The organism is Pseudonocardia broussonetiae, assembly GCF_013155125.1.
GTDB classification, from domain to species: domain Bacteria; phylum Actinomycetota; class Actinomycetes; order Mycobacteriales; family Pseudonocardiaceae; genus Pseudonocardia; species Pseudonocardia broussonetiae.
Map to the genome: position 1 here is coordinate 1,424,506 of NZ_CP053564.1, position 23,384 is coordinate 1,447,889.

General features: G+C 73.9%; 22 protein-coding genes. 12 read left to right on the plus strand and 10 right to left on the minus strand.

The window, feature by feature from the left end:
- Positions 1–33 precede the first annotated feature (33 nt).
- Complete coding sequence (locus tag HOP40_RS07110; protein WP_172155848.1) at positions 34–1,017, plus strand: NAD(P)H-quinone oxidoreductase; 984 nt, start codon at positions 34–36, stop codon at positions 1,015–1,017.
- Positions 1,018–1,077: 60 nt separating this feature from the next.
- Here the strand turns inward: HOP40_RS07110 and HOP40_RS07115 are convergent, their stop codons facing one another.
- On the minus strand, positions 1,078–2,268 hold the full coding sequence (locus tag HOP40_RS07115; protein ID WP_172155850.1) for an aminotransferase class V-fold PLP-dependent enzyme: 1,191 nt from the start codon (positions 2,266–2,268) through the stop codon (positions 1,078–1,080).
- Between the two features lie 60 nt (positions 2,269–2,328).
- Here HOP40_RS07115 and HOP40_RS07120 point away from each other — a divergent pair, with 60 nt between their 5' ends.
- The 9 genes from HOP40_RS07120 to HOP40_RS07160 all read left to right on the plus strand — a co-directional run bounded on the left by HOP40_RS07120 (position 2,329) and on the right by HOP40_RS07160 (position 12,261).
- Positions 2,329–2,868, plus strand: a complete 540-nt coding sequence (locus tag HOP40_RS07120; protein WP_172155852.1) for a bacterial proteasome activator family protein — start codon at positions 2,329–2,331, stop codon at positions 2,866–2,868.
- 58 nt (positions 2,869–2,926) lie between these two features.
- Positions 2,927–3,811, plus strand: coding sequence for a galactan export ABC transporter permease subunit Wzm/RfbD (wzm, locus tag HOP40_RS07125; protein ID WP_420821789.1), 885 nt, complete (start codon positions 2,927–2,929; stop codon positions 3,809–3,811).
- A 10-nt stretch (positions 3,812–3,821) separates the two neighbouring features.
- The gene (wzt, locus tag HOP40_RS07130) at positions 3,822–4,586 is read left to right on the plus strand and encodes a galactan export ABC transporter ATP-binding subunit Wzt/RfbE (protein ID WP_172155854.1); all 765 of its coding nucleotides are present in this window, start codon (positions 3,822–3,824) and stop codon (positions 4,584–4,586) included.
- Positions 4,583–5,497 carry a galactofuranosyltransferase GlfT1 gene (glfT1, locus tag HOP40_RS07135; protein WP_172155856.1) on the plus strand — a complete coding sequence of 305 codons (915 nt, stop codon included), beginning with the start codon at positions 4,583–4,585 and terminating at the stop codon, positions 5,495–5,497. Before wzt ends, glfT1 begins: the two co-directional genes overlap by 4 nt.
- A gap of 161 nt (positions 5,498–5,658) precedes the next feature.
- Complete coding sequence (locus HOP40_RS07140) at positions 5,659–6,900, plus strand: glycosyltransferase (RefSeq protein ID WP_172155858.1); 1,242 nt, start codon at positions 5,659–5,661, stop codon at positions 6,898–6,900.
- Positions 6,887–8,779 carry a right-handed parallel beta-helix repeat-containing protein gene (locus tag HOP40_RS07145; RefSeq protein WP_172155860.1) on the plus strand — a complete coding sequence of 631 codons (1,893 nt, stop codon included), beginning with the start codon at positions 6,887–6,889 and terminating at the stop codon, positions 8,777–8,779. Before HOP40_RS07140 ends, HOP40_RS07145 begins: the two co-directional genes overlap by 14 nt.
- 14 nt (positions 8,780–8,793) lie before the next feature.
- Entirely contained in the window at positions 8,794–9,762 is a 969-nt protein-coding gene (locus HOP40_RS07150; RefSeq protein ID WP_172155862.1) for a right-handed parallel beta-helix repeat-containing protein, read from the plus strand.
- A gap of 51 nt (positions 9,763–9,813) precedes the next feature.
- Positions 9,814–11,112, plus strand: a complete 1,299-nt coding sequence (locus tag HOP40_RS07155; protein ID WP_172155864.1) for a UDP-glucose dehydrogenase family protein — start codon at positions 9,814–9,816, stop codon at positions 11,110–11,112.
- 93 nt (positions 11,113–11,205) lie between these two features.
- A complete protein-coding gene (locus HOP40_RS07160) occupies positions 11,206–12,261 on the plus strand; it encodes a right-handed parallel beta-helix repeat-containing protein (protein WP_172155866.1) in 1,056 nt (351 codons plus the stop codon).
- A 6-nt stretch (positions 12,262–12,267) separates the two neighbouring features.
- Here the strand turns inward: HOP40_RS07160 and HOP40_RS07165 are convergent, their stop codons facing one another.
- From HOP40_RS07165 to HOP40_RS07190, 6 genes are all read right to left on the minus strand, one after another.
- Complete coding sequence (locus tag HOP40_RS07165) at positions 12,268–12,654, minus strand: GtrA family protein (RefSeq protein WP_172167999.1); 387 nt, start codon at positions 12,652–12,654, stop codon at positions 12,268–12,270.
- Between the two features lie 43 nt (positions 12,655–12,697).
- Positions 12,698–13,672, minus strand: coding sequence for a glycine betaine ABC transporter substrate-binding protein (locus HOP40_RS07170; RefSeq protein WP_172155868.1), 975 nt, complete (start codon positions 13,670–13,672; stop codon positions 12,698–12,700).
- A 52-nt stretch (positions 13,673–13,724) separates the two neighbouring features.
- On the minus strand, positions 13,725–14,501 hold the full coding sequence (locus HOP40_RS07175; protein WP_172155870.1) for an ABC transporter permease: 777 nt from the start codon (positions 14,499–14,501) through the stop codon (positions 13,725–13,727).
- Positions 14,498–15,553 carry an ABC transporter ATP-binding protein gene (locus HOP40_RS07180; RefSeq protein ID WP_172168010.1) on the minus strand — a complete coding sequence of 352 codons (1,056 nt, stop codon included), beginning with the start codon at positions 15,551–15,553 and terminating at the stop codon, positions 14,498–14,500. The genes HOP40_RS07175 and HOP40_RS07180 overlap by 4 nt, the downstream gene beginning before the upstream one ends.
- A gap of 40 nt (positions 15,554–15,593) precedes the next feature.
- Positions 15,594–16,259, minus strand: coding sequence for an ABC transporter permease (locus HOP40_RS07185; protein WP_240157559.1), 666 nt, complete (start codon positions 16,257–16,259; stop codon positions 15,594–15,596).
- 101 nt (positions 16,260–16,360) lie between these two features.
- Entirely contained in the window at positions 16,361–16,969 is a 609-nt protein-coding gene (locus tag HOP40_RS07190; protein WP_172155874.1) for a DUF1707 SHOCT-like domain-containing protein, read from the minus strand.
- A gap of 38 nt (positions 16,970–17,007) precedes the next feature.
- On the opposite strand from HOP40_RS07190, the gene HOP40_RS07195 reads away from it, so the two are divergent.
- Both HOP40_RS07195 and HOP40_RS07200 read left to right on the plus strand, forming a co-directional pair.
- Positions 17,008–18,351, plus strand: coding sequence for a decaprenylphosphoryl-beta-D-ribose oxidase (locus tag HOP40_RS07195; protein WP_172155877.1), 1,344 nt, complete (start codon positions 17,008–17,010; stop codon positions 18,349–18,351).
- A 22-nt stretch (positions 18,352–18,373) separates the two neighbouring features.
- Entirely contained in the window at positions 18,374–19,129 is a 756-nt protein-coding gene (locus tag HOP40_RS07200) for a decaprenylphospho-beta-D-erythro-pentofuranosid-2-ulose 2-reductase (RefSeq protein WP_172155880.1), read from the plus strand.
- A gap of 102 nt (positions 19,130–19,231) precedes the next feature.
- Here HOP40_RS07200 and HOP40_RS07205 read toward each other — a convergent pair whose 3' ends face one another.
- The 3 genes from HOP40_RS07205 to HOP40_RS07215 form a co-directional block, all read right to left on the minus strand.
- Positions 19,232–20,686: an acyltransferase family protein gene (locus tag HOP40_RS07205; protein ID WP_275691342.1), complete on the minus strand. Its 1,455-nt coding sequence runs from the start codon at positions 20,684–20,686 to the stop codon at positions 19,232–19,234.
- A gap of 161 nt (positions 20,687–20,847) precedes the next feature.
- Positions 20,848–21,495, minus strand: coding sequence for a nitroreductase family protein (locus tag HOP40_RS07210; protein WP_172155885.1), 648 nt, complete (start codon positions 21,493–21,495; stop codon positions 20,848–20,850).
- 17 nt (positions 21,496–21,512) lie between these two features.
- Positions 21,513–23,324 carry an arabinofuranosyltransferase AftB family protein gene (locus tag HOP40_RS07215; protein ID WP_240157560.1) on the minus strand — a complete coding sequence of 604 codons (1,812 nt, stop codon included), beginning with the start codon at positions 23,322–23,324 and terminating at the stop codon, positions 21,513–21,515.
- Between the last annotated feature and the right edge of the window lie 60 nt (positions 23,325–23,384).

The window sequence follows — 23,384 nt, forward strand, 5'->3', positions numbered from 1 at the left end:
CCGGGCGCCGCGCGAGGGAATAGCGTCCCGGCCATGTTTGCGATCACGGTCAGCGAGCCCGGTGGACCCGACTCGATGCGCTGGACGGAGGTGCCCGACCCCGTCGCCGGGCCCGGCGAGGTCGTCCTCGACGTCGTCGCGAGCGCGGTCAACCGGGCCGACCTCATGCAGCGCGAGGGCAAGTACCCGCCGCCGCCCGGGGCGTCGGACATCATCGGGCTGGAGTGCTCGGGGCGCGTGGCGTCGCTCGGCGAGGGCGTCGACGGCTGGGCGGTCGGCGACGAGGTCTGCGCGCTGCTCGCCGGCGGTGGCTACGCGCAGAAGGTGGCGGTGCCGGCCGCGCAGCTCATGCCGATCCCGACCGGCGTCGACCTCGTGACGGCGGCGGGGCTGCCCGAGGTGGCGTGCACGGTGTGGTCGAACATCGTGATGGCCGGGCGGCTGAGCTCGGGCGAGACGTTCCTCGTGCAGGGCGGCAGCAGCGGCATCGGCACGCACGCGATCCAGGTGGCGAAGGCGCTCGGGGCGCGCGTCGCCGCCACCGCGGGCGCCCCCGACCGCCTGGAGCGCTGCCGCGAGCTCGGCGCCGACATCGTCATCGACTACCACGACGACATCCCGGCCGAGCTGAAGAAGGCCACCGACGGCCACGGCGCCGACGTCATCCTCGACAACATGGGCGCCAAGGGGCTCGCCGCGAACATCGACGCCCTCGCCCCCGACGGCCGACTGGTGATCATCGGGATGCAGGGCGGCGTGAAGGGCGAGCTCGACATCGGCGCGCTGCTGCGCAAGCGCGGCTCCGTCACCGCGATGGGGCTGCGCGGGCGCCCGGTGCTCGGGCCGAACGGCAAGGGCGCGGTCGTCGCCGAGGTCACGGCGAACGTGTGGCCGATGATCGCCGACGGGCGGGTGCGGCCGATCGTGCACGGCTCCGTGCCGATGGAGCGGGCCGCGGAGGCGCACACAACGCTGGAGGGCGGCGGGGTCGTCGGGAAGCTCCTGCTGACGACCTGAGACGACGGGGCGCAGCAGGACCCCGACTCGGTCGCAGCCAGACCCCGACTCGCGGGCCTTCTAGAGGGACGCCAGGGCCGCCGCGAGGGCGCGGGTCTCGGCCGGGGTCGTGTAGTGGCCCAGCCCCACCCGCAGCACCCCGCCGACCTCCGCCGTGCCCAGGTGGGCGAGCACGCCCTGCTCGCCGGGGTCGGGGACCACGCAGATGCCGCGGTCGGCGAGGTGCTCGGCCAGCTCGGCGGCCTTCACGGCGTGGGTGAGCGCGAGGGCCGGGATGCGGTCGGGCGCGGAGCCCAGGACGGTGGCGCCGGCGCCGACGAGGTCGAGCAGCAGCTCGTCGAGGAGGCGGTCCTGGTAGGCGTGCAGGGCCTCGAGCGAGGCGTGCAGGCGCTCGGTCCGCGTGCCCGTGGCGGCGTCGTCGAGGCCGGCGAGGTGGTCCACCGACGCGACGAGCCCGGCCAGCTGCGGCGTGGAGTGCGGCCCGACCTCGAGCCGGCGGGGGCCGCGGGCGGTGGGGTCGAGCGAGCAGTTCGTGAGGCGGTCGAGCAGCGCGGGCGTGCGGAACACCAGCGCGCCCAGGTGCGGGCCGCCCCACGCCGCGGCGTCGAGCGCGACGACGTCGGCGCCGAGGTCGTCGAGGCGCACGGGCCCGTAGGCGGCCGCGGCGCAGGCGTCGACGACGAGCAGCGCGCCCGCCGACCGCGTCCGCGCGGCCACCCCGGCGACGTCGACCCGCGTGCCGACCTGCCCCGACGCCGCCGTCACCGCGACGACGCGCGTGGCGCCCGTCAGGAGCTCGTCGAACTGCCACGCGGGCAGCTCGCACGACTCGATCTCGATCTCGGCCCAGCGGACGGCGATGTCGCGCCGGTGGGCGGCGCGCAGCCAGGGCAGCACGTTCGCGGCGTCGTCGAGGCGGGAGAGGACGACCTCGTCGCCGGACACCCAGGTGTCGGCGACGGCGTCGGCGAGCCGGGCCAGCAGCACCGCCGGGCCGGGCCCGAGCACGACGCCGCGGGGATCGCCGCCGACGAGGTCCGCGACGGCGCACCGGGCCGCGTGCTCGACGTCGGCGGTGTGTCGGGAGGCCGCGAACGGGGCACCCGGCGCGGAGCGCGGCCTGCGGAAGGCCCCCGAGACGGCGGACACGACGTTCTCCGGGGGCTGCATCCCGGCGGCCGCGTCGAGGTGGACCCAGCCGTCGCCGAGCGCGGGGATGAGCCCGCGCACCCGAGCGACGTCGTACGCCATCCGGATACGGTAGCGAGGGCACCTAATCGATCAGTCAACCGACGAGCACGGAGCGTGGTCATGAGTCAGCCGGAGAACGGCGCGGAGCAGCAGGTCATGGTCATCGGGCCCGACGGGCAGCCCGTGGGGATGGCCCAGGTCGCGCACTCCGACGGCGAGAGCGGCGGCGGCGGTCTGGGCGGCATGGTCGAGCAGCCCGCCAAGGTCATGCGCATCGGCACCATGATCAAGCAGCTGCTGGAGGAGGTGCGCGCCGCGCCGCTCGACGAGGCCTCGCGCGCCCGCCTCCGCGAGATCCACGAGAACTCGATCAAGGAGCTGGAGGACGGCCTGGCGCCCGAGCTGCGCGACGAGCTCGGCCGCCTGTCGCTGCCCTTCACCGAGGACGCCACCCCGTCCGACGCGGAGCTGCGGATCGCGCAGGCCCAGCTCGTCGGGTGGCTGGAGGGGCTGTTCCACGGCATCCAGACCGCCCTGTTCGCCCAGCAGATGGCCGCCCGCGCGCAGCTCGAGCAGATGCGGCGCGGCCTGCCGCCCGGTGCGGTTCCGGGCCAGCCCGGCGAGAACCCGATGGGCCGCGGCACCGGGCAGTACCTGTAGCCGGGTCGGGGGCCGCACCGCGTCAGGGGCCCCCCGGGCCCGCCGGTAGTCTCGATCCGTGGCACAGACGGTGACTGCCGGCGACGACCGGACCGAGGGCGCCGCCACGACGCCCGCGCTCCCGGACGAGCCCGGCCCGCGCAGCTGGTCGCGCGCGTTCGGGGACCTGCGCCAGGGCTGGAAGCAGCGGCCGCTGTGGGGCTACCTCGGCTGGCAGGACATCAAGCAGCGCTACCGCCGCTCGGTGCTCGGCCCGCTCTGGATCAGCGTGACCATGGCGGTGGTCGCCACCGCCATGGGCATCCTCTACGGCGCGCTGTTCGGCGAGGACATCGCGACGTTCCTGCCCTACGTCGCCACCGGCCTGCTGATCTGGTACTTCATCAGCGGCTGCATCCTCGAGGGCAGCGAGGTCTTCATCGCCAACGAGGGGCTGATCCGGTTCCTGCCGGCCCCGCTGAGCCTGCACATCTACCGGCTCGTCTGGCGGCAGTCGCTGTTCTTCGTGCACAACCTCGTGGTGTGGGTCGTGCTCGTCGTGATCTTCCCGCAGCCGCTGAGCTGGACGCTGCTGCTCGCGATCCCGGCGTTCCTGCTGCTGGTGCTCAACGGCGCGTGGATCTCGGTGCTCACCGGCATCGTCGCGACGCGCTTCCGCGACATCCCGCCGATCATCGGGAGCCTGTCGCAGCTGCTGTTCTTCATGACGCCGATCGTGTGGCAGTACGACACGCTGCTGAAGAACCCGGCCGTGGCCGAGCGGGCGCGGATCGCCGAGCTCAACCCGGTCATGCACTTCGTCGAGATCCTGCGCCAGCCGATGCTGGGCCAGGAGATCGCCTGGCGGCACTGGTACATCGCCGGGGCGATCACGGTGGTCGGGATCGCCGTCGCGCTGGTCTGCCTGCGCAACTACCGCTCCCGCGTCGCGTACTGGGTCTGAGGAGCACGCCGTGGTCAGCATCGACATCCAGAACGCCTCCGTCGACTTCCCCATCTTCGACGCCAAGACCCGCTCGCTGAAGAAGGCCGTGCTCGGCCGGGCCGGTGGCCGCATCGGCACCGACAGCAGGGTGCCGATCATCGAGGCCCTGCACGACATCACCCTGTCCCTGCGCAAGGGCGAGCGCGTCGCGCTGGTGGGGCACAACGGCGCCGGCAAGTCGACGCTGCTGCGGCTCATGTCGGGCATCTACGAGCCCACCCGCGGCCGGGCGCGGATCGTCGGCAAGGTGGCGCCGGTGTTCGACCTCGCCGTCGGCATGGACCCGGAGATCTCCGGGCTGGAGAACATCCTCATCCGCGGCCTGTTCCTCGGGATGACGCGCAAGGAGATGGACTCCCGCGTCGACGACATCGCGGCGTTCACCGAGCTCGGCGACTACCTCGACATGCCGCTGCGCACCTACTCCACCGGCATGCGCGTGCGCCTCGCGCTCGGCGTCGTCACCAGCGTCGACCCCGAGATCCTGCTGCTCGACGAGGGCATCGGCGCCGTCGACTCCGAGTTCCTGGCGAAGGCGCGCGACCGCCTCAAGGAGCTCGTCGAGCGCTCCGGGATGCTCGTGTTCGCGAGCCACTCCGACGAGTTCCTCGCCGACCTGTGCAGCACCGCGATCTGGATGGAGCACGGCACCATCCGCGAGCACGGCCCGCTGCGCGACGTCCTGCACCACTACAAGGGTCGCGACGTCCTCGCGGAGATCGAAGCCCGGTGACCCCGCTCGGCCCCGACTCCGTCGTCGCCGTCGTCGTCACCCGCCACCGCGCGGAGCTGCTCACCGAGGCGCTGGCCGTGCTGGGGAAGCAGACCCGCCCCGTCGACCACCTGGTCGTCGTCGACAACGGGCCCGACCGCCCCGCCCGCGACGTCGTCGAGGCCTGCGGCATCCCCGCCACCTACCTGCCGTCGTGGAACAACCTCGGCGGGGCCGGCGGCTTCGCGCTCGGGATGCTGCACGCGCTCGCCCTGGGCGCCGGCTGGGTCTGGCTCGCCGACGACGACGGGCGCGCGGCCGACGACACCGTCCTCGCCACGCTGCTCGACCTGGCGCAGCGGCGCGGGCTGGCCGCGGTCTCCCCCACCGTCGCCGACCTCGACGACCCCGACCGCCTGGCCTTCCCCGTCCGCCGCGGCCTCACCTGGCACAGCTCCCGCGCGGCGCTCGCCACCGCCGAGGGCGCCGATCCCGAGCTGCTCCCCGGCATCGCCGCCCTGTTCAACGGCGCCCTGTTCCGGGCGTCGACGCTCGACGTGGTCGGCGTGCCGGACCTGCGCCTGTTCGTCCGCGGCGACGAGGTGGAGATGCACCGCCGGCTCGTCCGCTCGGGGCTGCCGTTCGGCACGGCCCTGCACGCGGCCTACCTGCACCCGGCCGGGCGGCACGAGGACAAGCCGATGCTCGGGGGCCGGCTGCACGCCCGCGACCCCGAGGACGAGGTCAAGCGGTACTACACCTACCGCAACCGCGGCTACCTCATCTCCCAGCCCGGCATGCGCCGCGTCGGCCTGCTGGAGCTGCCGCGCTTCGCCTGGTACTTCCTCGTCACGCGGCGCAACCCGCGCGAGTTCGCCACCTGGCTGCGACTGATCCGTCAGGGCCGCGCGGAGCGCTTCCACCGCGCCTGATCGCGTTACTCCATGTAGTCGCAGCGGTGGCGGCCACACGGTGGAGTGTCATTCCGCACCTCGGCCGGGACCGCACCTGTTGAACCCATCGTGGCGACCACGGCGATACCGGGTGGCGGTTCCACCACCGTCGGGATCCGCACCTCCACGGGGTGCGGATCATGACCGAGCGCTGGTCGCTCGTCGAGCACTGGGAGCTGTTCCTTCCAATCGGTGTCATCGGCGCGATCTCCTGGACGGTCTGGCTCGTCCGCAAGCTGCTGTCGGCGCGCTACCGGCCGCTCGTCAACGACTTCCGGACGACCACCTCGGTCGTGGTGCCCTCGTTCCACGAGGACCCCGACGTCCTGGAGCGCTGCCTCGACACCTGGCTCGACCAGGGACCCGACGAGGTCGTCGTCGTACTCGACGTGGCCGACACCGAGGCCCGCGACCGGCTGACCGCGCGCCACGACCCGCGCATCCACGTGATGATGTTCCGGCACGAGGGCAAGCGCTCGGCCCTGGGCGTGGGCATCCGCGCGGCCCGGTCCGAGGTGCTGGTGCTCACCGACTCCGACACCGCGTGGGAGCCCGGCCTCCTCGACGCCGTGCAGATGCCCTTCGTCGACCCGGCCGTCGGCGCCGTCGGCACCCGGCAGAACGTGTTCGAGCCGCACAGCTCGATCTGGCGCCGCGTGGCCGACTGGATCATCGACCTGCGCTACCTCGACTACGTGCCGGCCACCGCGCGCCGCGGCGGGGTCGTCTGCCTCTCCGGGCGCACCGCCGCCTACCGGCGCTCCGCGGTGATGCCCGTGCTCGCGAACGTCGAGCACGAGTTCTTCCTGGGCCGCCGCTGCGTCGCCGGTGACGACGGGCGCCTGACCTGGCTCGTGCTGGCCCAGGGCTACCGCACCGAGCACCAGGACTCGGCGCGGGCGCTGTCGATGTTCCCCGCGACCTTCAGGGCGTTCTGCAAGCAGCGCGTGCGCTGGAGCCGCAACTCCTACCGCTGCTACCTCACCGCCGTCTACCAGGGCTGGCTCTGGCGCCAGCCGCTGATCAGCCAGCTCACGGTGTTCCAGATCCTGTTCACCCCGGTGACGATGTTCGCCACCGTCTACTACGTCGCCGCCGCCTTCACCAGCCCGCAGCGCGACCTCGCCGTCGCGCTCGGGATCACCTGGCTGTTCGTCGGCCGCGCCATCCGCTCGTACTCCCACCTGCGCCGCAAGCCGGCCGATCTGGTGATCCTCCCGCTGGTCACGCTCGTGATCGTGCTGGTGGCGCTGCCGATCAAGACGTGGGCGTTCGTGACCATGAACAAGCAGGGCTGGCTGACCCGGCACGCCGACCGCATCGGCGGCGAGGGCCAGGACGAGGCCAGCCTGACGACGGGGGACGCACGTGCCGGAGCCTGAGACGCCCACGTCCATCGCACCCCCGGACGGCCTGCCCGGCCGCCGGAGGCGCTCGCTGCTGACGGTGCTGACCGTCGTCGTCGCGGTGGCGGGGATCGTCGGCACCGTCGTGCTCGACGGCCCGACCGACGTCCCGGCCCGCACGGCGGTGCCCGCGGTCGCGGAGGTCGACGGGTCGGAGGACGCCACCGCGCCCGTCGTCGACCCCTCGGGCGACGCGCAGGCCCGCATCGTCACCGCCGAGGACGACCGCGTGTTCGCCACCGTCGGCGACTCCCCCGGCACCCGGACGCCCTACGAGGTGCCCGCCGTCGCGCCCTCGATCGTGCCGACGGTCGTGCTCACCGCCCGCGAGCGGCCCTACGACCTGGCCGCCCTGGAGCGCCTCGACGCCGCCGCCCGCCTCGGCGGCGGCGACTGGATGCTGACCCGGTCGGTCCTCGTCGGCCGCGGCGCCGTCCTGGACCTCCAGGCACCGGGGAAGACGCTGCGGCTGGTCAGCGGCACCGCCGGCTTCGCCGCGCTCGTGGTCTTCCGCGGCACGCTGACGATGGGCGGGGCGCCCGGCGCGCCGCTGCGGGTCACGAGCTGGGACCCGGCCGCGGGCGCCGTCGACACCGCGCTCGGCGACGGCCGCTCCTACGTCCGCAGCGTCGGCGGCCGGATGGACCTCTCCCACGTCGACGCCTCCGACCTCGGCTTCTGGAGCGGGCGCACCGGCGGCGTCGCGTGGACCGGCAGCGCGGGCGAGCCCGGCCGCGGCTCGGCCACCGCCGTCGTCGTCGGGCGCAGCCACTACGGCATGTTCACCAGCCGCGTCGAGGGCCTGGCCGTCAACGGCGGCGCGGTGCGCGACAACGCGGCCGACGGCCTGCTGGTGCACCGCGAGTCGTCGGGCGTCTCCGTTCGCGAGCTCGCGACCAGCGGCAACGCCCGCCACGGCGTGGCGGTGTCGTCGGGGACCGAGCGGATCCTGCTGTCCGGCGTCACCGCCGAGGGCAACGGGGGCGCCGGCATCCGCATCGACGGCGCGGCGCCCGCCGCGACCGCGTCGGCGAGCGGGGCGAGCACCGCCCCGGGCCGCGGGTTCACCGTCGAGCGCTCGGCGGCCACCGGCAACGGCGAGGTCGGCATCCTGGCCGCGGGCACCGCGGCGCTGGTGCTGCGCGGCAACACCGTCGCCGGCAGCCCGGACGGCATCGTCGTCCGCGGCGCCGCCGAGGCCCCCGAGCTGATCGGCAACACCGTCGACGCCGAGGGCTTCGGCATCGCGGTCCGCGACGGCGTCACCGGCGCGCGGCTCACCGCCAACACCGTGACGTCGGCGGCGGTCGCCGTGCAGGTCTCCGACGCCGCCGCCACGGTCCGCGACACCGCCGTCGAGGGGGCCGGGCGGTACGGCGTCTCGCTCGTCGGGGCCGTCGACGGCACCGCGGTGGAGGCCAACCGCCTCGCCGGGCGCGGGCCGGCCGCGATCGACGTGCACCGCGTCGGCGTCGGCTCCAACGTCACCCTCACCGGCAACGACGACGCCCGGTGGACCGTCGACCGCGACGACGTCGCCTACTGGGCGTCCTACGTCGCCGATCACCCGCTGGTCCTGCTCTGGCTGCTCATCCTGCTGGTGCCGGTCGCGGCGCAGGTCCGGGCGCGCGTCCGGGCGCGGATCGCGGCCACCGCGCGGCCCCGCAACCCGCTGCTGAGCCCCGCGCCGCTGGTCACCGCCGCGCTCGACCCCGTCGACCGGATCGCGCTGGCCCGCGCCATCGCCGCCGGGCGGACGACCTCGCGCCCGGGGCACCCGCCGGTGCCGCCGCACCGCCCGGTCGCCGACGGCACGCGCGTCACGGTCGTCTCCGGCGACGGGCCGGCGACGTGAGGGTGCGGGCCGCCGTGGCGGTCCTCGCCCTGGCCGTCCTGGCGGCGTGCGGCGCCCCGGCCCCGGGGCCGGTCACCGCCCCGCCGCCGACCACCCCCACCGCCGGGTGCGCGGGCGTCCCGGTCGCCGACGCCGACCAGCTCACCGAGGCCCTCGCCGGGGCCGCGCCGGGCGCGGTGATCGCGCTGGCCCCCGGCACCTACCGCGGCTCGTTCGTCGCGCGCACCCCCGGCACCGCCGACGCGCCGATCACGCTGTGCGGCCCGCCCGACGCGGTGCTCGACGGCGGCCCGGTCGACGCCGGCTACACCCTGCACCTCGACGGCGTCGCCCACTGGCAGGTGCGCGGCTTCACCGTCCGCGGCGGGCAGAAGGGCGTCATGCTCGACGCCTCGCAGCGCGTGCTGCTCGAGGGCCTGCTCGTCCAGGGCACCGGCGACGAGGCCGTGCACCTGCGCCGCGCCAGCAGCGACAACGTCGTGCGCGGGCTGACCATCCGCGACACCGGGCTGCGCCGCGCCGAGTTCGGCGAGGGCGTCTACGTCGGCAGCGCCGAGAGCAACTGGTGCGAGCTGACGGGCTGCGGTCCCGACCGCAGCGACCGCAACACCGTCGAGGGCACCACCGTCTCCCGGACGACGGCGGAGTCGGTGGACGTCAAGGAGGGCACCACCGGCGGGATGGTCCGGGGTAACCGGTTCGACGGTGCCGGGATGACGGCAGCTGATGCCTGGGTGAACGTCAAGGGCAACGCCTGGACGATCACCGGCAACACCGGTATCGACAGTCCTGAACACGGGTTCCGGGTGATCGAGGTCCTCGACGGGTGGGGACTGGACAACGTCTTCACCGGGAACTCCTCCACCGTCAACGCCGACGGCTACGCGATCGACGTGACCCGCAACGACGAGCGCAACCGCGTCTCCTGCGACAACACCGCCGTCGGGGCCGGCCTGGGCCTCACGCGCAACGGCTGCACCTGACCACCGGCTGCACCTGATCACCGGCTCTACCTGACCCCTGAGGGAGCACACGTGTTCGCACGACGGATCGCCGTGATCGGCACCGGGTACGTCGGCCTGACGACGGGCGCGTGCCTCGCGTCCCTGGGCCACCACGTCGTCTGCGCCGACATCGACGAGGCCAAGGTCGCCCGGCTGCGCGCCGGCGAGGTCGACATCCTCGAGCCCGGCCTCCCCGAGCTCGTCGCGGAGGGGATGGCCGCGGGCCGGCTCGCGTTCGTCCTCGGGGCCACCGCCGCCGTCACGCGCGAGGCGGGCGCCGAGATCGTCTTCCTGTGCGTGCCGACGCCGATGGGCGAGGGCGGCGCGGCCGACCTGGCCGCGGTGCAGGCCGTCACCGACGAGGTGGGCGCGCTGCTGGCGCCGGGCTGCGTCGTGGTGAACAAGTCGACGGTGCCGGTCGGCACGGCGGCCACCACGCGGGAGATGCTCGGGCGCACCGACGTCGCCGTCGTCTCCAACCCGGAGTTCCTGCGCGAGGGCAGCGCGGTGCACGACTTCCTCAACCCCGACCGCATCGTCGTCGGCAGCGACTCGCAGGAGGCCGCCGAGCGCGTGGCCGCGCTGTACTCGCGGCTCGGCGCGCCGACCCAGCTCACCGACGCGGCGAGCGCGGAGATGGTCAAGTACGCGGCCAACTGCTTCCTCGCGATGAAGCTGTCCTACGTCAACTCCCTCGCCGACCTGTGCGAGCGCCTGGGCGCCGACGTCCTCGAGGTCACCGAGGGCATGGGCTACGACAGGCGCATCGGGCAGACGTTCCTGTCGCCCGGCCCGGGCTGGGGCGGGTCGTGCTTCCCGAAGGACACCAACGCGCTGCTGCAGATCGCCGACGCGGCGGGCATGGACTTCGAGCTCGTGCGGGCCAGCCTCAACGTCAACGCCGCCACGCGCGCGCTCGTCGTCGACAAGGTGCGGGCGGCCGTCGGCAGCTCGCTCGACGGGGTCCGCATCGGGCTGCTGGGGTTGACGTTCAAGGCCGGCACCGACGACCTGCGCGACTCCCCCGCACTCGCCGTCGCCGCCCTGCTGCGCGCCGAGGGCGCGGTCCTCACCGCCTACGACCCGGCGCACGCGGTGGGCGTCCCCGGCGTCACCGACGACGTGGAGGTCGTCGACGACCCGCTGGCCGCGGCCAAGGGTGCCGCCGCCCTCGTGGTGCTCACCGACTGGCCGCAGTTCCGGACCCTGGACTGGAACGCGCTCGGCGGCGTCGCGGCCGTGTCGATGGTCGTCGACGCCCGCAACCTGCTCGACGCCGACATCCTGCGCCGCGCCGGCTTCACCTGGATCGGGCTCGGCCGGGGCTGACCGTTCACGGACGGTGCCGATCCGCCCCCTGATCGGGGGGTGGACCGGCCGCTGGGTGCCCTCGGCGGCCGCCCCAGATGCACCATGGGTCACATGCGAACCGGATCGGTGTCCCGGACGGCCACGACGTGCGCGGGGGTGGTGGCGGCCGTCGCCGTGCTCACGGTGGCCGCCGCACAGCTCGCGGTGGCCGAGGCCGCCCCGGTGCGGGTGGTGCAGCAGCAGCAGGACGACGGGCCGCCGGGGTCCTCGCAACGGGGGCAGTCGCAGCCTCCCGCGGCGCCCGTCACCCCCGGCACCGAGCTCGCCGACCTCGCCACGGGCAGTCGCGCCGTCGCCGTGGCCGACGACGAGGCCCTGGAGCAGGCGCTGCGGGACGCCGCCCCGGGAGACGTCATCCGGCTCGCGCCGGGCACCTACGAGGCGATCGAGGTCACCACCTCCGGCACGCCCGACGCCCCGATCACCCTGACCGGCCCGCGCGAGGCCGTGATCGCCGCCGACGGCGGGTACGCGGTGCACCTGCAGGAGGCGAGCCACTGGCAGCTCGTCGGGTTCTCGGTCACCGGCGGCGGCAAGGGGATCGTCGTCGACGGCGGCGGCGAGAACGTGCTCGACTCGCTCAGCGTCGGGGAGACCGGCGACGAGGCCGTGCACTTCCGCTCGTCGTCGTCGGGCAACGTCATCCAGCGCTCGCTCGTGCACGACACCGGGCTGGAGCAGCCGCAGTACGGCGAGGGCGTCTACGTCGGCAGCGCGAAGAGCAACTGGCGCAAGTACGGGCTCGACGGCGGCCCGGACCTGTCGATGGACAACCGCGTCCTGGAGAACGTCTTCCAGCGGATCACCGCGGAGAACGTCGACATCAAGGAGGAGACCGGCGGCACCGTCGTCGCCCGCAACGCCTTCGACGGCTCGGCGATCAGCGGCGAGAACTACGCCGACTCGGTGGTGGACGTGAAGGGGTTCGACGCGCTGGTCGTCGACAACACCACGACCGGGCAGAGCGACGCGCTGGGCAACATCATCGAGACCCACGTCATCACCGAGCCCGAGACCTCGGGCTGCGGCAACGTCATCGAGGGCAACCGCGTCGAGGGGTTCGAGCCCACCGGTGAGCTGGTGGCCGTGGACCGCAAGTGCGAGTAGCCGGGGCTAGCGGGCCCGGAACACGACCGTGCGCAGCATGACGAAGTTGACGACCGTCGCCACGCCCTGCGCCAGCACCCACGCCACGCTGGTGCGCAGCGGCATCGCCGGCAGGAGCGCCAGGGCCAGGGTGTTGACGCCGACGTTCAGCGCGAACGTCGTGCCGTAGAGCAGCACGAACCCGGCGAACCGGCCCTTCCCGCCGCCGGCCTGCGTGAACGTGAAGCGGCGGTTGAGCAGGTAGGCCGTGGTGGTGCCCAGGACGAACGAGACGCCCTTCGCCACCGGCGCGACGACGCCGAGCTGCAGCAGCAGGTGGTAGACGCCGAAGTCGACCAGCGCCGAGACGACGCCGACGCCCACGAACCGGGCCAGCTGCCCGCGCAGGCCCATGGGGGCGTCGGTCGTCGTCACGCCGGGAAGGGTAGCGGGAGCCTCAGGCCCCGCCGATGAACCCCTGCTCGGTGAGCCAGGTGCGGGCCACCTCGCGCGGGGCGAGGCCGTCGGCCGAGACCTGCTTGTTGAGCTCGGCCATGGTCGCGTTGTCCAGCGCGGCCGTGATCGGCTCGAAGACCTGCGCGATGGCCGGGTTGCGGTCGTAGGCCTCGCCGCGCACGGTCACCGACGCGTTGTAGTTCGGGTGGTACTTCTTGTCGTCCTCCAGCACCCGCAGGCCCAGCTCCGGGATGCGGCCGTCGGTGGTGAACACGAGCCCGAACAGGCAGTCGCCGTCGGCGGTGGCCTGGTAGATCGCGCCGGTCTGCAGGATCTGCGGCTGCACCTGGAAGCCGTAGGTCGACTGCAGCCCCGCCATGCCGTCGTCGCGGCTGGAGTACTCGGTCTCGATGCAGGTGGTGCCCGGCTGGCCGGAGCTGATGTAGGCGCCCATGTCCGAGAGCGTGGTGAGGTTCAGCTCGGCGGCCTTCTCCTCCTTCACCGCGAAGGCGTAGGTGTTGTTGAAGGGCGTGCGGCCGATCCAGTGGATGTCGTTCTCGGCGAGGTCGCGGTCGCGGACGGCGACGTACTGCTCCTGCTCGTCGGCGATCGGCGTGGTCTCACCGAGGAAGGTGATCCAGCCGGTGCCGTTGTAGTCCCAGTACAGGTCGATGTCGCCGGCGAGCAGTGCGTCGCGGGCGGCCTGCGTGCCGCCGGTGTTGCAGCGGTCGGTGACGGTGGCCTGCACCGACTCCAGCGCGGCCACGGCCACCTGGCAGAGGATCAGCTGCTCGTCGAAGTCCTTGCCGCCCACGGCGTAGGTCTGGCCCTCCAGCGACACGCCCTCCGACAGACCGCCGCCCGCCGCCGCCGGCCCGGAGGCCTCCAGACCGCCGCAGCCCGCCAGCGCGACCGCCGCGAGGGCCGTCACCGCCGCTGTCGCCGCTCGTCCGCGTCCCGTCCTCGTCCAGCTCACGTGGGTCCTCCTCGATCGGTGGGTGCCGCCCGCAGCGGGCGGCGGTGGGTGGTCAGGAGCCGCGGCGCGCCACGGCGTACTCGGCCAGGCTCGCGAGCCAGTCGACGAGCAGCGCGAGCGCGGCCACGAGCGCGGCGGCGAGCAGGGTGCCGTTGGGGCGGGCGAGGCGCAGCATGCCGTCGATGATGTTGCCGAGCCCGCCCGCGCCGATGAACGTGGCGAGCGTGGCCGTGCCGACGTTGAGCACCAGCGCCACCCGGACCCCGGCGAGCATCACGGGGACGGCCAGCGGCAGCTCGATCCGCTGCAGCGTCTGGCGCGCGGACATGCCGATCCCGCGCGACGCCTCGATCAGGGCCGGGTCGACCTGCCCCAGCCCGACGACGGTGTTGGTGAGCACGGGCAGGAAGGAGGCGATCACCAGCGCGACGATCGCCGTCGGCTGCCCGAAGCCGAGCGGGGTGAACGCCAGCAGGATGATCAGCCCGAACGGCGGCAGCGCCTGCATGAACCCGCCGAACGCGAGCAGCCCGGGGCGCACCCGGCGCAGCGCCGGGCGGCTGACGAGGATCCCGAGCGGGATGGCCAGGACGATCACCAGCACGGTGGAGACGGCCATGAGGAACAGGTGCTCGCCGAGGCGGTCGAGCACGACCTGCGGCGCGAGCGCCCGCTGCTCCACGGTGTCGAGCGTCTGCGTCGAGAGGTAGGCGAGGACGACGGCCAGCCCGACCACGACGATCACCGGGACCGCGACGAGGCGGCGGTCGAACCGGCCGCGCGACGCCCGCGGGGTGACCGCGACGCCGCCGGGCGCGAGCGCCGTCACAGGCCGCGGCCCTTCGTGCGCATCTCGCCGACGAGGGCGTCCCAGCGCAGGACGCCCTGCGCGCGGCCGGCCGCGTCGACCACGGCGACGAGCGGCGCGGGGGCGTCGAGCATGACGTCGACGGCGTCGTAGACCGTGCCGGTGACCGGCACCGTGACCAGCGGCGGCAGCGCCGCTGTGCCGGGCAGCGCGACCCACTTCGCGGGCCGCCCCTCGGCGTCGGCCGCGTAGACCGGCACGTCGCCGTCCTGCGCCTCGCCCTCGGCGACGCACGGTTCGAGCTCCAGGCGGCCCAGCTCCAGCAGCGACAGCCGGCGCACCGCGGCGCCGCTGCCCACGAACTCGGCGACGAACTCGTTGGCCGGGTTGGTCAGGACCTGCTCGGGTGTGTCGTACTGCTCCAGCACGCCGCCGGGCCCGAAGACCGCGATCCGGTCGCCCAGCTTCACGGCCTCGGTGAGGTCGTGGGTGACGAAGCAGATGGTCTTGGCGATCTGGCGCTGGAGCTCGAGGAACTCGTCCTGCAGGCGGTCGCGCGTGATCGGGTCGATGGCGCCGAACGGCTCGTCCATCAGCATGACGGCGGGGTCGGCGGCCAGCCCGCGCGCCACCCCGACGCGCTGCTGCTGCCCGCCCGAGAGCTGGCGGGGGTAGCGGTCGCGGAACTCGCGCGGCTCCATGCCCACGAGGTGCAGCAGCTCGTCGACGCGGGCGGTGACCCGCTTGCGGTCCCAGCCCAGGATCTTCGGGACGACCGCGATGTTCTCGCCGATCGTGAAGTGCGGGAACAGCCCGACCTGCTGGATGACGTAGCCGATGCGGCGGCGCAGGCTGTCGGCGTCGACGTCGGTGACGTCCTCGCCGGCCAGCAGGATGCGCCCGCTGGTCGGCTCGATCAGCCGGTTCATCATCTTCAGCGTGGTGGTCTTGCCGCAGCCCGAGGGCCCGATGAACATCGCGATCGCGCCGTCGGGGACCTCCAGGGTGAGGTCGCGGACCGCCGGCGTCGCCTGCTTGGGATAGGTCTTGCTGACGTGCTCCAGCGCGATCATCGCTCCGGACGTCCTCGCTGCGGACGTCGTCACTGCGGACTCAGCCACGGATCCCCCTCGGGGTCGTCAGGCGCGCGATGACCGCGAACGCGATCTCGTAGACCGCCGCCACCAGCAGGCAGCCGAACGTCCCGGCGAGCACCTGGTTGAACGAGTTGACGGCACCGAGCCGCGCCAGGCCGGCGAACAGCAGCTGCCCCAGGCCGGGACCGCTGACGATGGCCGCGACGACCGCGATGCCGATCAGGATGAGCATCGCGACCCGGATGCCGGACAGCACGACCGGCCAGGCCAGCGGGAACTGGATGCGCACCATCCGCCGGGCCGGGCCCATGCCCATCCCCCGCGCGGCCTCCAGCACGGCCGTGTCGACCGAGCCCAGGCCGGCGACGACGTTGCGCAGCACCGGGTAGATCCCGTAGATCGTCAGCGCGACGATCGCGGGGGTGGCGCCCAGCCCGAGCAGCGGCTGCAGCACGCCGAACAGCGCGAGCGACGGGATCGTGAGCGCCACCGACGACAGCAGCAGGGCACCCTCGCGGCTGCCGGCGCGGAACCGCGACCGCCACGACGACGGCGTCAGGCCGGTGGTGTGCAGGACCACCCCCAGGGCCACCGCGATCAGCGCGGCCAGGCCCACGGCGTAGGCGACGAGCAGGAAGTGCTGCTGCACCCGGAAGAGGAGCTCGGTCGAGTTCCTCGTCACGTACTCGTCGAAACCCACACGCACCCCCCGGCGTCGAAGATCGGACCCTAACCCGATCAGGGGGGCGGCTCAGGGCGTCGCGACCGATCCGTGATGTGCGCTCAGAACTTCAGGCCGCCCACCTGGTAGCGCCTGCGGACGGTCACCGACCCCATCCCGGTGCGCCCGTGCACCACGAAGTGCACCGCCCCGGGACGCGGCCGCGACGGCACGCGGCTCTTCACGGTGCCCATGCCGGACACCACGTCGTCGACGTTGGCGGTGGCGTCGTCGGGGAGCAGGAGGCGGATGCTGCCGGCCCCCACGTCGACCTCGATCTCGACGACGGGGTGGTGGATCGTCGTGTCGCAGAAGTCCAGCACGATCGTGCCCATGCTCGACTGCAGCCGCAGGCGGGCCGGCACGTCCCAGTCGCCGGTGCGCTTGATCGTCGACATCCCGGCGCGCAGCACCACGGGCGGCCCGGACGGCGTCGACGGCACGACGGCGGCCGGCGCCGCGGCCACCACGGCGGCACCCCCGGGCAGGTCGGCCAGCGGCGGCAGCAGCTCGGCCTCGTAGCGGGCGCCGTAGACCACCGACAGGCGCTCCTCGAGCTCGGACACCGTGATGCGGCCCTCGGCCAGCGCCTGGTGGAGGCGCGAGGCGGCCCGCTCGCGGTCGGCGTCGGAGATCCGGATGCCGGGCGGGTCGGGAGGCTGGACGGTCACGTGACCGAGGATAGTGCGGCCCGCGTAACCTGTCCGCGATGCCGAACACGAGCCTTCGCGGGTGGGGCCGCACCGCGCCCACCCGCGCGAACGTCGTCCCCGTGCGCTCCGCGGCCGACCTCACCGGGGCGCTCGCCGCCGCCGGTCCCCGCGGGGTCATCGCGCGCGGCCTGGGCCGCTCCTACGGTGACCCGGCGCAGAACGCGGGCGGCACGGTGCTGGACATGACCGGCCTGGACCGCATCCACTCCGTCGACGCGGAATCCGGGCGCGTCGTCGTCGACGCCGGGGTCAGCCTCGACACGCTGATGCGCGCCGCGCTGCCGTTCGGGCTGTGGCTGCCGGTGCTCCCGGGCACCCGCCAGGTCACCGTCGGCGGCGCGATCGGCGCCGACATCCACGGCAAGGCCCACCACGTCGTCGGCAGCTTCGGGAACCACGTCGAGTCGCTCGACCTCGTCACCGCCGACGGCCGCGCGCACACCCTCACCCCCGACGACGAGCTGTTCTGGGCCACCGTCGGCGGCATGGGGCTGACCGGCGTCGTCGTGAAGGCCGTGCTGGTGCTGCACCACGTCGAGACCGCGTACTTCCGGGTCGACACCGAGCAGATCGACAACCTCGACGACCTCATGGCCCGCCAGTCCGTCGGCGACGAGGAGTACGCCGAGACGGTGTCCTGGTTCGACGCCGTGACCACCGGCCCGCACATGGGTCGCGGCCTGCTGATGCGCGCCAACCACGCCACGCTCGACGACCTGCCGCCGAAGCTGCGCCGCCACCCGCTGCGCTTCGACGCCCCGCAACTGCTCACCGTGCCCGACGTCTTCCCGCCCGGGCTGCTCAACCGCGCCACGGGCAGGCTGTTCAGCGAGGTCTGGTACCGCAAGTCGCCCACCAAGCTCGGCGCGATCCAGAACATCACGCAGTTCCTGCACCCGCTCGACATCATCGGCGAGTGGAACCGCGGCTACGGCCCGCGCGGCTTCCTGCAGTACCAGTTCGTCGTGCCGCTGGAGCGCGGCGACGTCGTGCGCAGCGTGCTGGAGGAGATGGTGCGGGCGAAGCAGGTGTCCGCGCTCAACGTCCTCAAGCGCTTCGGCGAGGGCAACCGCGCGCCGCTGTCGTTCCCGAAGCCGGGGTGGACGCTGTGCGTCGACATCCCCGTCGGCGGCGGCCTGGGCCCGCTCTGCGACGCCCTCGACGAGCTCGTCCTCGACGCCGGTGGCCGCCACTACCTGGCCAAGGAGTCGCGCACCACGCCCGAGGCGATCCGGCGCGGCTACCCGCGGCTGGACGAGTGGCGCAAGGTCCGGGACGCTGCCGATCCCACGGGCGTGTTCACGTCCGACATGTCCCGACGACTGGAGCTGACCTCGTGATCGATCCTCTGAGCGGAGCGAAATGATCGACGCTGTCGGGAACCCGCAGTCCGTCCTGCTGATGGGCGGCACCTCGGAGATCGGGCTGGCCGTGGTCGAGGCGTTCGCCACCGACCGGCCGCTGCGGGTCGTCCTCGCCGCCCGCGCCTCCGAGCGCCTCGACGTCGCGAAGGTGCGGCTGGAGAAGCTCGGCTGCGCGGTGGAGACGGTCGAGTTCGACGCCCGCGCGGTCGAGACCCACTCCGACGTCGTGCGCTCCGCGTTCGCCCACGGCGACATCGACGTCGCGCTCGTCGCGTTCGGGCTGCTCGGCGACAACGAGCAGGCCTGGACCGACGTCGACGCCGCCGTCGAGCTCGCGCAGGTCAACTACACGGCCGCGGTGGCCGTCGGCGTCGCGCTCGGGAAGAAGCTCTCCGAGCAGGGCTTCGGCTCGCTCGTCGCGTTCTCGTCGGTGGCCGGGGAGCGCGCGCGGCGCTCCAACTTCGTCTACGGCTCCACCAAGGCCGGCATGGACGCGTTCTACTCGGGGCTGACCGAGGCGCTGCGGCCCGAGGGCGTCCACGTCACCGTGGTGCGTCCCGGCTTCGTGCACACGCGGATGACCGAGGGCCTCAAGCCCGCGCCGCTGTCGACCACGCCCGAGGCCGTCGCGGCGATCGTCGTCGACGCGGTGCGCAACCGGCGGGAGCTCGTGTGGGCCCCCGGGCCCCTGCGGTTCGTGATGAGCGCGCTGCGCCACGTCCCGCGTCCGCTGTTCCGCCGCCTGCCGGTCTGACGCCCGCCCCCCTCCCTCCCTCCCTCCCTCCACATTGCAGGAAAGCCACGTTCACGCAACGGCGTTGCGTGAACGTGGCTTTCCTGCAACTCGGGACGTGCCCTACTCGCTCCCCGCGTGCAGGATCGTGGCGCGCACCTGGCCGGTGCGCTCGAACGCGCCCCAGGTGTCGGCGCGGTGGGTCGGCCTGCGGCGCTGGGCGGAGACCAGCGCGGCGGCCAGCGTGGGCTGGCGGGTGGGGCCGGCGGCGTGGCGCGGGGCGGGCGGGACGTAGCCGGGGTCGGTGTGGGCGTCGCGGTGGCCGCGGGAGTCGCCGTGGCTGCGGGCGTCCGGGATCCCGGCCGACTCGCGGGCCGCGCGGAACGCCTCGACCGTCGACGGGACGGTCCGGCGCGGGGCACCGATCCGCCGCAGCCGCCGGCGGGCGGGCTCCTCGACCCAGCGGAACGCGGCGGCCGCCACCGGGTAGGTCGCGACGATCACCGCGAGCGCCACCAGGTGCCCGAGGATCCCGCCGCGCAGCGCCGGCACGTAGGCCTGGGCCAGCCACAGGATCTCGAACATCGGGATGTGCACGAGGTAGAGGCTGTAGGAGACCTTGCCGCCCTGGACGAGCGTCGGCCGGCTCAGGACCATCGCGGGGCCGCGGTCGGCCAGCGCCAGCGCGCCCACCAGCACCGGGAACCCGACGATGACGACGCCGCCGAAGCCCGGCGCCACGAACTGCCCGCAGTAGAGGCCGACGGCCATCAGCAGCGGCAGCAGCCAGGCCGTCGTCGACGCGACCCGCCGGACCGGCTCGGTCCGCGGCAGCCGCCGCACCACGAGGTGCACCAGCACGCCGGCGCCGAAGCCGCAGAGGATGCGGACGGCCCAGCTCCACTCGTAGTACGGGTCGCCCGCTGTGGCGTAGGCCGAGGCGATCGGCAGCATCAGGGCCACCGCCCCGGCGCCCAGGACGAGCAGCGGCAGGTTGCGCAGCCGGAAGAACACCAGCGCGGCCACCGGGAACAGCAGGTAGGCGAGCCACTCGGCGCTGATCGACCAGGTCGGGCCGACCCAGGACGCGCCGTCGAGGAACTTGTTGTTCCACATCTGCACCATCAGCAGCTGCTGCACCCACTGCCCGACGCTGACGATCGGCTGCACGCCCTGGAAGGCGATGACGCCGTCCGAGCCGAGCACGAGCCGGGCCAGCAGCCAGAGGCCGAACAGGTGGAAGACCAGCGCGTACACCGGCCACATCCGGCAGAAGCGGGCCCACACGAACCGCGCGGTGGTGCCGACGTGCAGTGCCGGCCCCATCGACGCGAGGTACGTGTGGGCGATGACGAACCCGCTCAGGACGAAGAACAGGTCGACGCCCAGGGCCCCCGAGGTGATGAGCGGCCCCAGCACGCCGACCACCTCCGTCACGCCGCTCATGGCGGTGAAGTGGAAGTGGAACGCCACGACCCACACGGCCGCGACGATGCGGAGGCCCGTCAGCCCCCGGATCTCACCGGAGGAGGCGGCTTGAGTGCCGGATGGGGTGGTCCGCGGGGCTGCGATCGTCACGGTGGCAGTAACTGGGGCATTCGGACCAGCGTTGCGGGTGACACCCGGACCGTACCTGGATGGCGCTCTTGGTCACTGTCCGCTCACAACGGGTTGCGGCGACCGGGTGACCGTCCTCCGGTCGGGACGGACCCGGCGCCGCCGCCGCTGGTCACGGTGGGCTACCACCGATCGAGGTGCAGCACCCGGTCGAGCGGCTCCCGCGGCGCGGGGCGGAACGTCTCGCCCGTGAAGTAGGCCGTCGGGAGCAGCACGCCCTGGCGCACGTGCGCGGGGATCCCGAGCAGCGCGGCGACCTCCTTCTCGTAGCGCAGGTGCAGCGTCGTCCAGGCGCTGCCGAGGCCGCGGGCCCGCGCGGCGATCTGGAAGCTCCACGCCGCGGGCAGCAGCGACCCCCACAGCCCGGCCTGGTTGCCCTGCGGCAGCTCCTCGCCCGCCGCGATGCAGGCGATGACGTGGACGGGGACGCGGCCCATCACCTCCGCGAGGTACTCGGCCGAGGAAGTGACCCGCTCCTGCACGGCCTGCCGCTCCTCCGTGTGCCCGGTGCCCGCGCGCGAGGCGTAGACGGGCGAGTTGCGGTAGGCGTCGAACGCCTTCGCGTAGTGCTCCCCGATGCCCGCCCGCAGCTCCGGGTCGGTGACGACCATCCAGTGCCACCCCTGCGCGTTGCTCCCGGTGGGGGCCTGCAGCGCGACCTCCAGGCTCTCCCGGACCAGGTCCAGCGGCACGGGGCGGTCGAGGTCGAGGCGCTTGCGGACCGAGCGGGTGGTGGTGAGGAGCTCGTCGGGAGCGAGGGGGAGGGTCATGCCCCGATGATGCCCCGTCAGTCGGCCGGGAGGCACTCCGCCGCGACGCGGGGGTCGCGGTCGTAGCGGTAGGCCGTGCGCTCCACCGCGCCGGTGAGGTTGCGCACGAACCGGTCGAGCGTCAGGGGGTCCCGGTAGGACGCGAGCAGCTCCTGCGTGGCCGGGCAGGCGAGCGCGGCGCGGGCGGCCTCGATGCCGGCCGGGTCGACGAACCCGGTCTCCGTCGTGCCGGAGTCGGCGACGAACCACTCCGGCGGGAGGTCCTTGTCGTGCCCGATCCGGCCGTCGGGCACCGACGTGGCGTGCGTGGCCAGCGGGTGGGTCAGGCCGACCCCGTCGAGCACCCGGGCGTCCAGCGGCGCGAGCTCCCCGGTGACCCCGAGGTTGAGCCAGGTGATGGTGTCGGGCCGGTCCGGCGTCGGGAACAGCCACCAGCGCAGCCCGTCGGGACCGGGGCCGGGCAGCGCCAGCGAGGGCCCGGGCGCCCCCGCGAGCGCGGCGACCCCCTCCGGCGCGACGGGGTGGTCGACGAAGTCCTCGGCCACGACCGGGTTCGGCCGGTCGACGATCACGACGTAGTAGAGGCGCTCGTTGGCGATCCAGTTCGGGCCGAGGGTGTCGTAGGCCGGGCGCAGCGCGAGGAACGAGACGGCCGCCCACGCCACCATCCCGAGGACGGGCACCGCGGTGCGCCGGCTGAACGGCACGGCCGCCAGCGGCAGCACCAGGCAGAACAGGGCCGGGAGCAGCATCCGGCCGTGCATGAAGTCGCCGCCCACCCGCGTCACGTACGCGGCGAGCAGCGCCGACGACACCCACGGCACGGCGACGACGACGGCCGTGGCGGTCGCCGTCGCTGTCGTAGTCGTCGCCGCCGTCGTCGCCGTCGAGCGGCGCGCGCGGAGCACCAGCAGCACCGCCGCGACGAGGCCGAGCAGCACGGGAACGGCGAGCCAGTAGGTGTCGGTCAGGTCGCGCAGGTAGTGGTAGCCCTGCCGCCAGCGCGACGTGCTCGCCTCCTTCGCCAGCGCCGTGCCCGGCACGAGCAGCCCGTAGTAGCCCGCCCGGAACACCTCGTAGGCCAGCGGCAGGGCCGCCGCGACGGCCGCCAGCGCGGCGATCCCGCGCCACCCGCGACGGCGCTCCAGCACGACGAGCGCCACGGCGACGGCCAGCCCGAACAGCGCGAGGTCGGGACGCACGAGCGGGGCCAGGCCGAGCACGAGCGCGACCGGCCACGCGCGCCCGCCACCCCCCGCCCGGTGCGCCTCCAGCCGCCGCACGAGCAGCCACCAGGTGAGCCCCAGCCAGCCCACGATCAGGCCCGTCTCGAGCCCGGAGGTGCCGAAGTCCCAGAACGGCGGCAGCGCGACCACCACCAGCGCCCCGAACGGCACCATCCACCGCTCGCTCGCGAACAGCCGCCGGGCCGCGTCGAGGGCGAGCCCCACCCCGGCCACCGAGCACACGAGCCCCAGCACCACGGCCGACCAGTTCAGCGAGGCGCCGGTCAGCCCGGGCAGCGCGAGCAGGTAGGTCCACAGCGTCGAGGTGTTGGCCTCGACGCGCTCGCCCTGGTTGAACACCGGGCCGGCTCCGGCCAGCAGCTGGCGGACCGTCCGCAGCACGATCAGCCCGTCGTCGCTCATCCAGCGGCGGTGCCAGACCATCGCGGCGAAGCCGGCCAGCACCGCGGCGTAGCCCACGGCGGTCCAGGTCGTCGTCCGGCGCAGGGGCGGTGCGGACGGGGGCGGCCCGGCGGGCTGCACCTCGACGGTCGCGCTGATGGTCGCCACCTCGTTCGGCTCGGGCTGGTCGGACGCGTCCATCGTCCCCGGCGGGTCCGCAGGGCCGGGTGGTGGGTCGAGCGGGCGGCCGTCGGCGCGCCT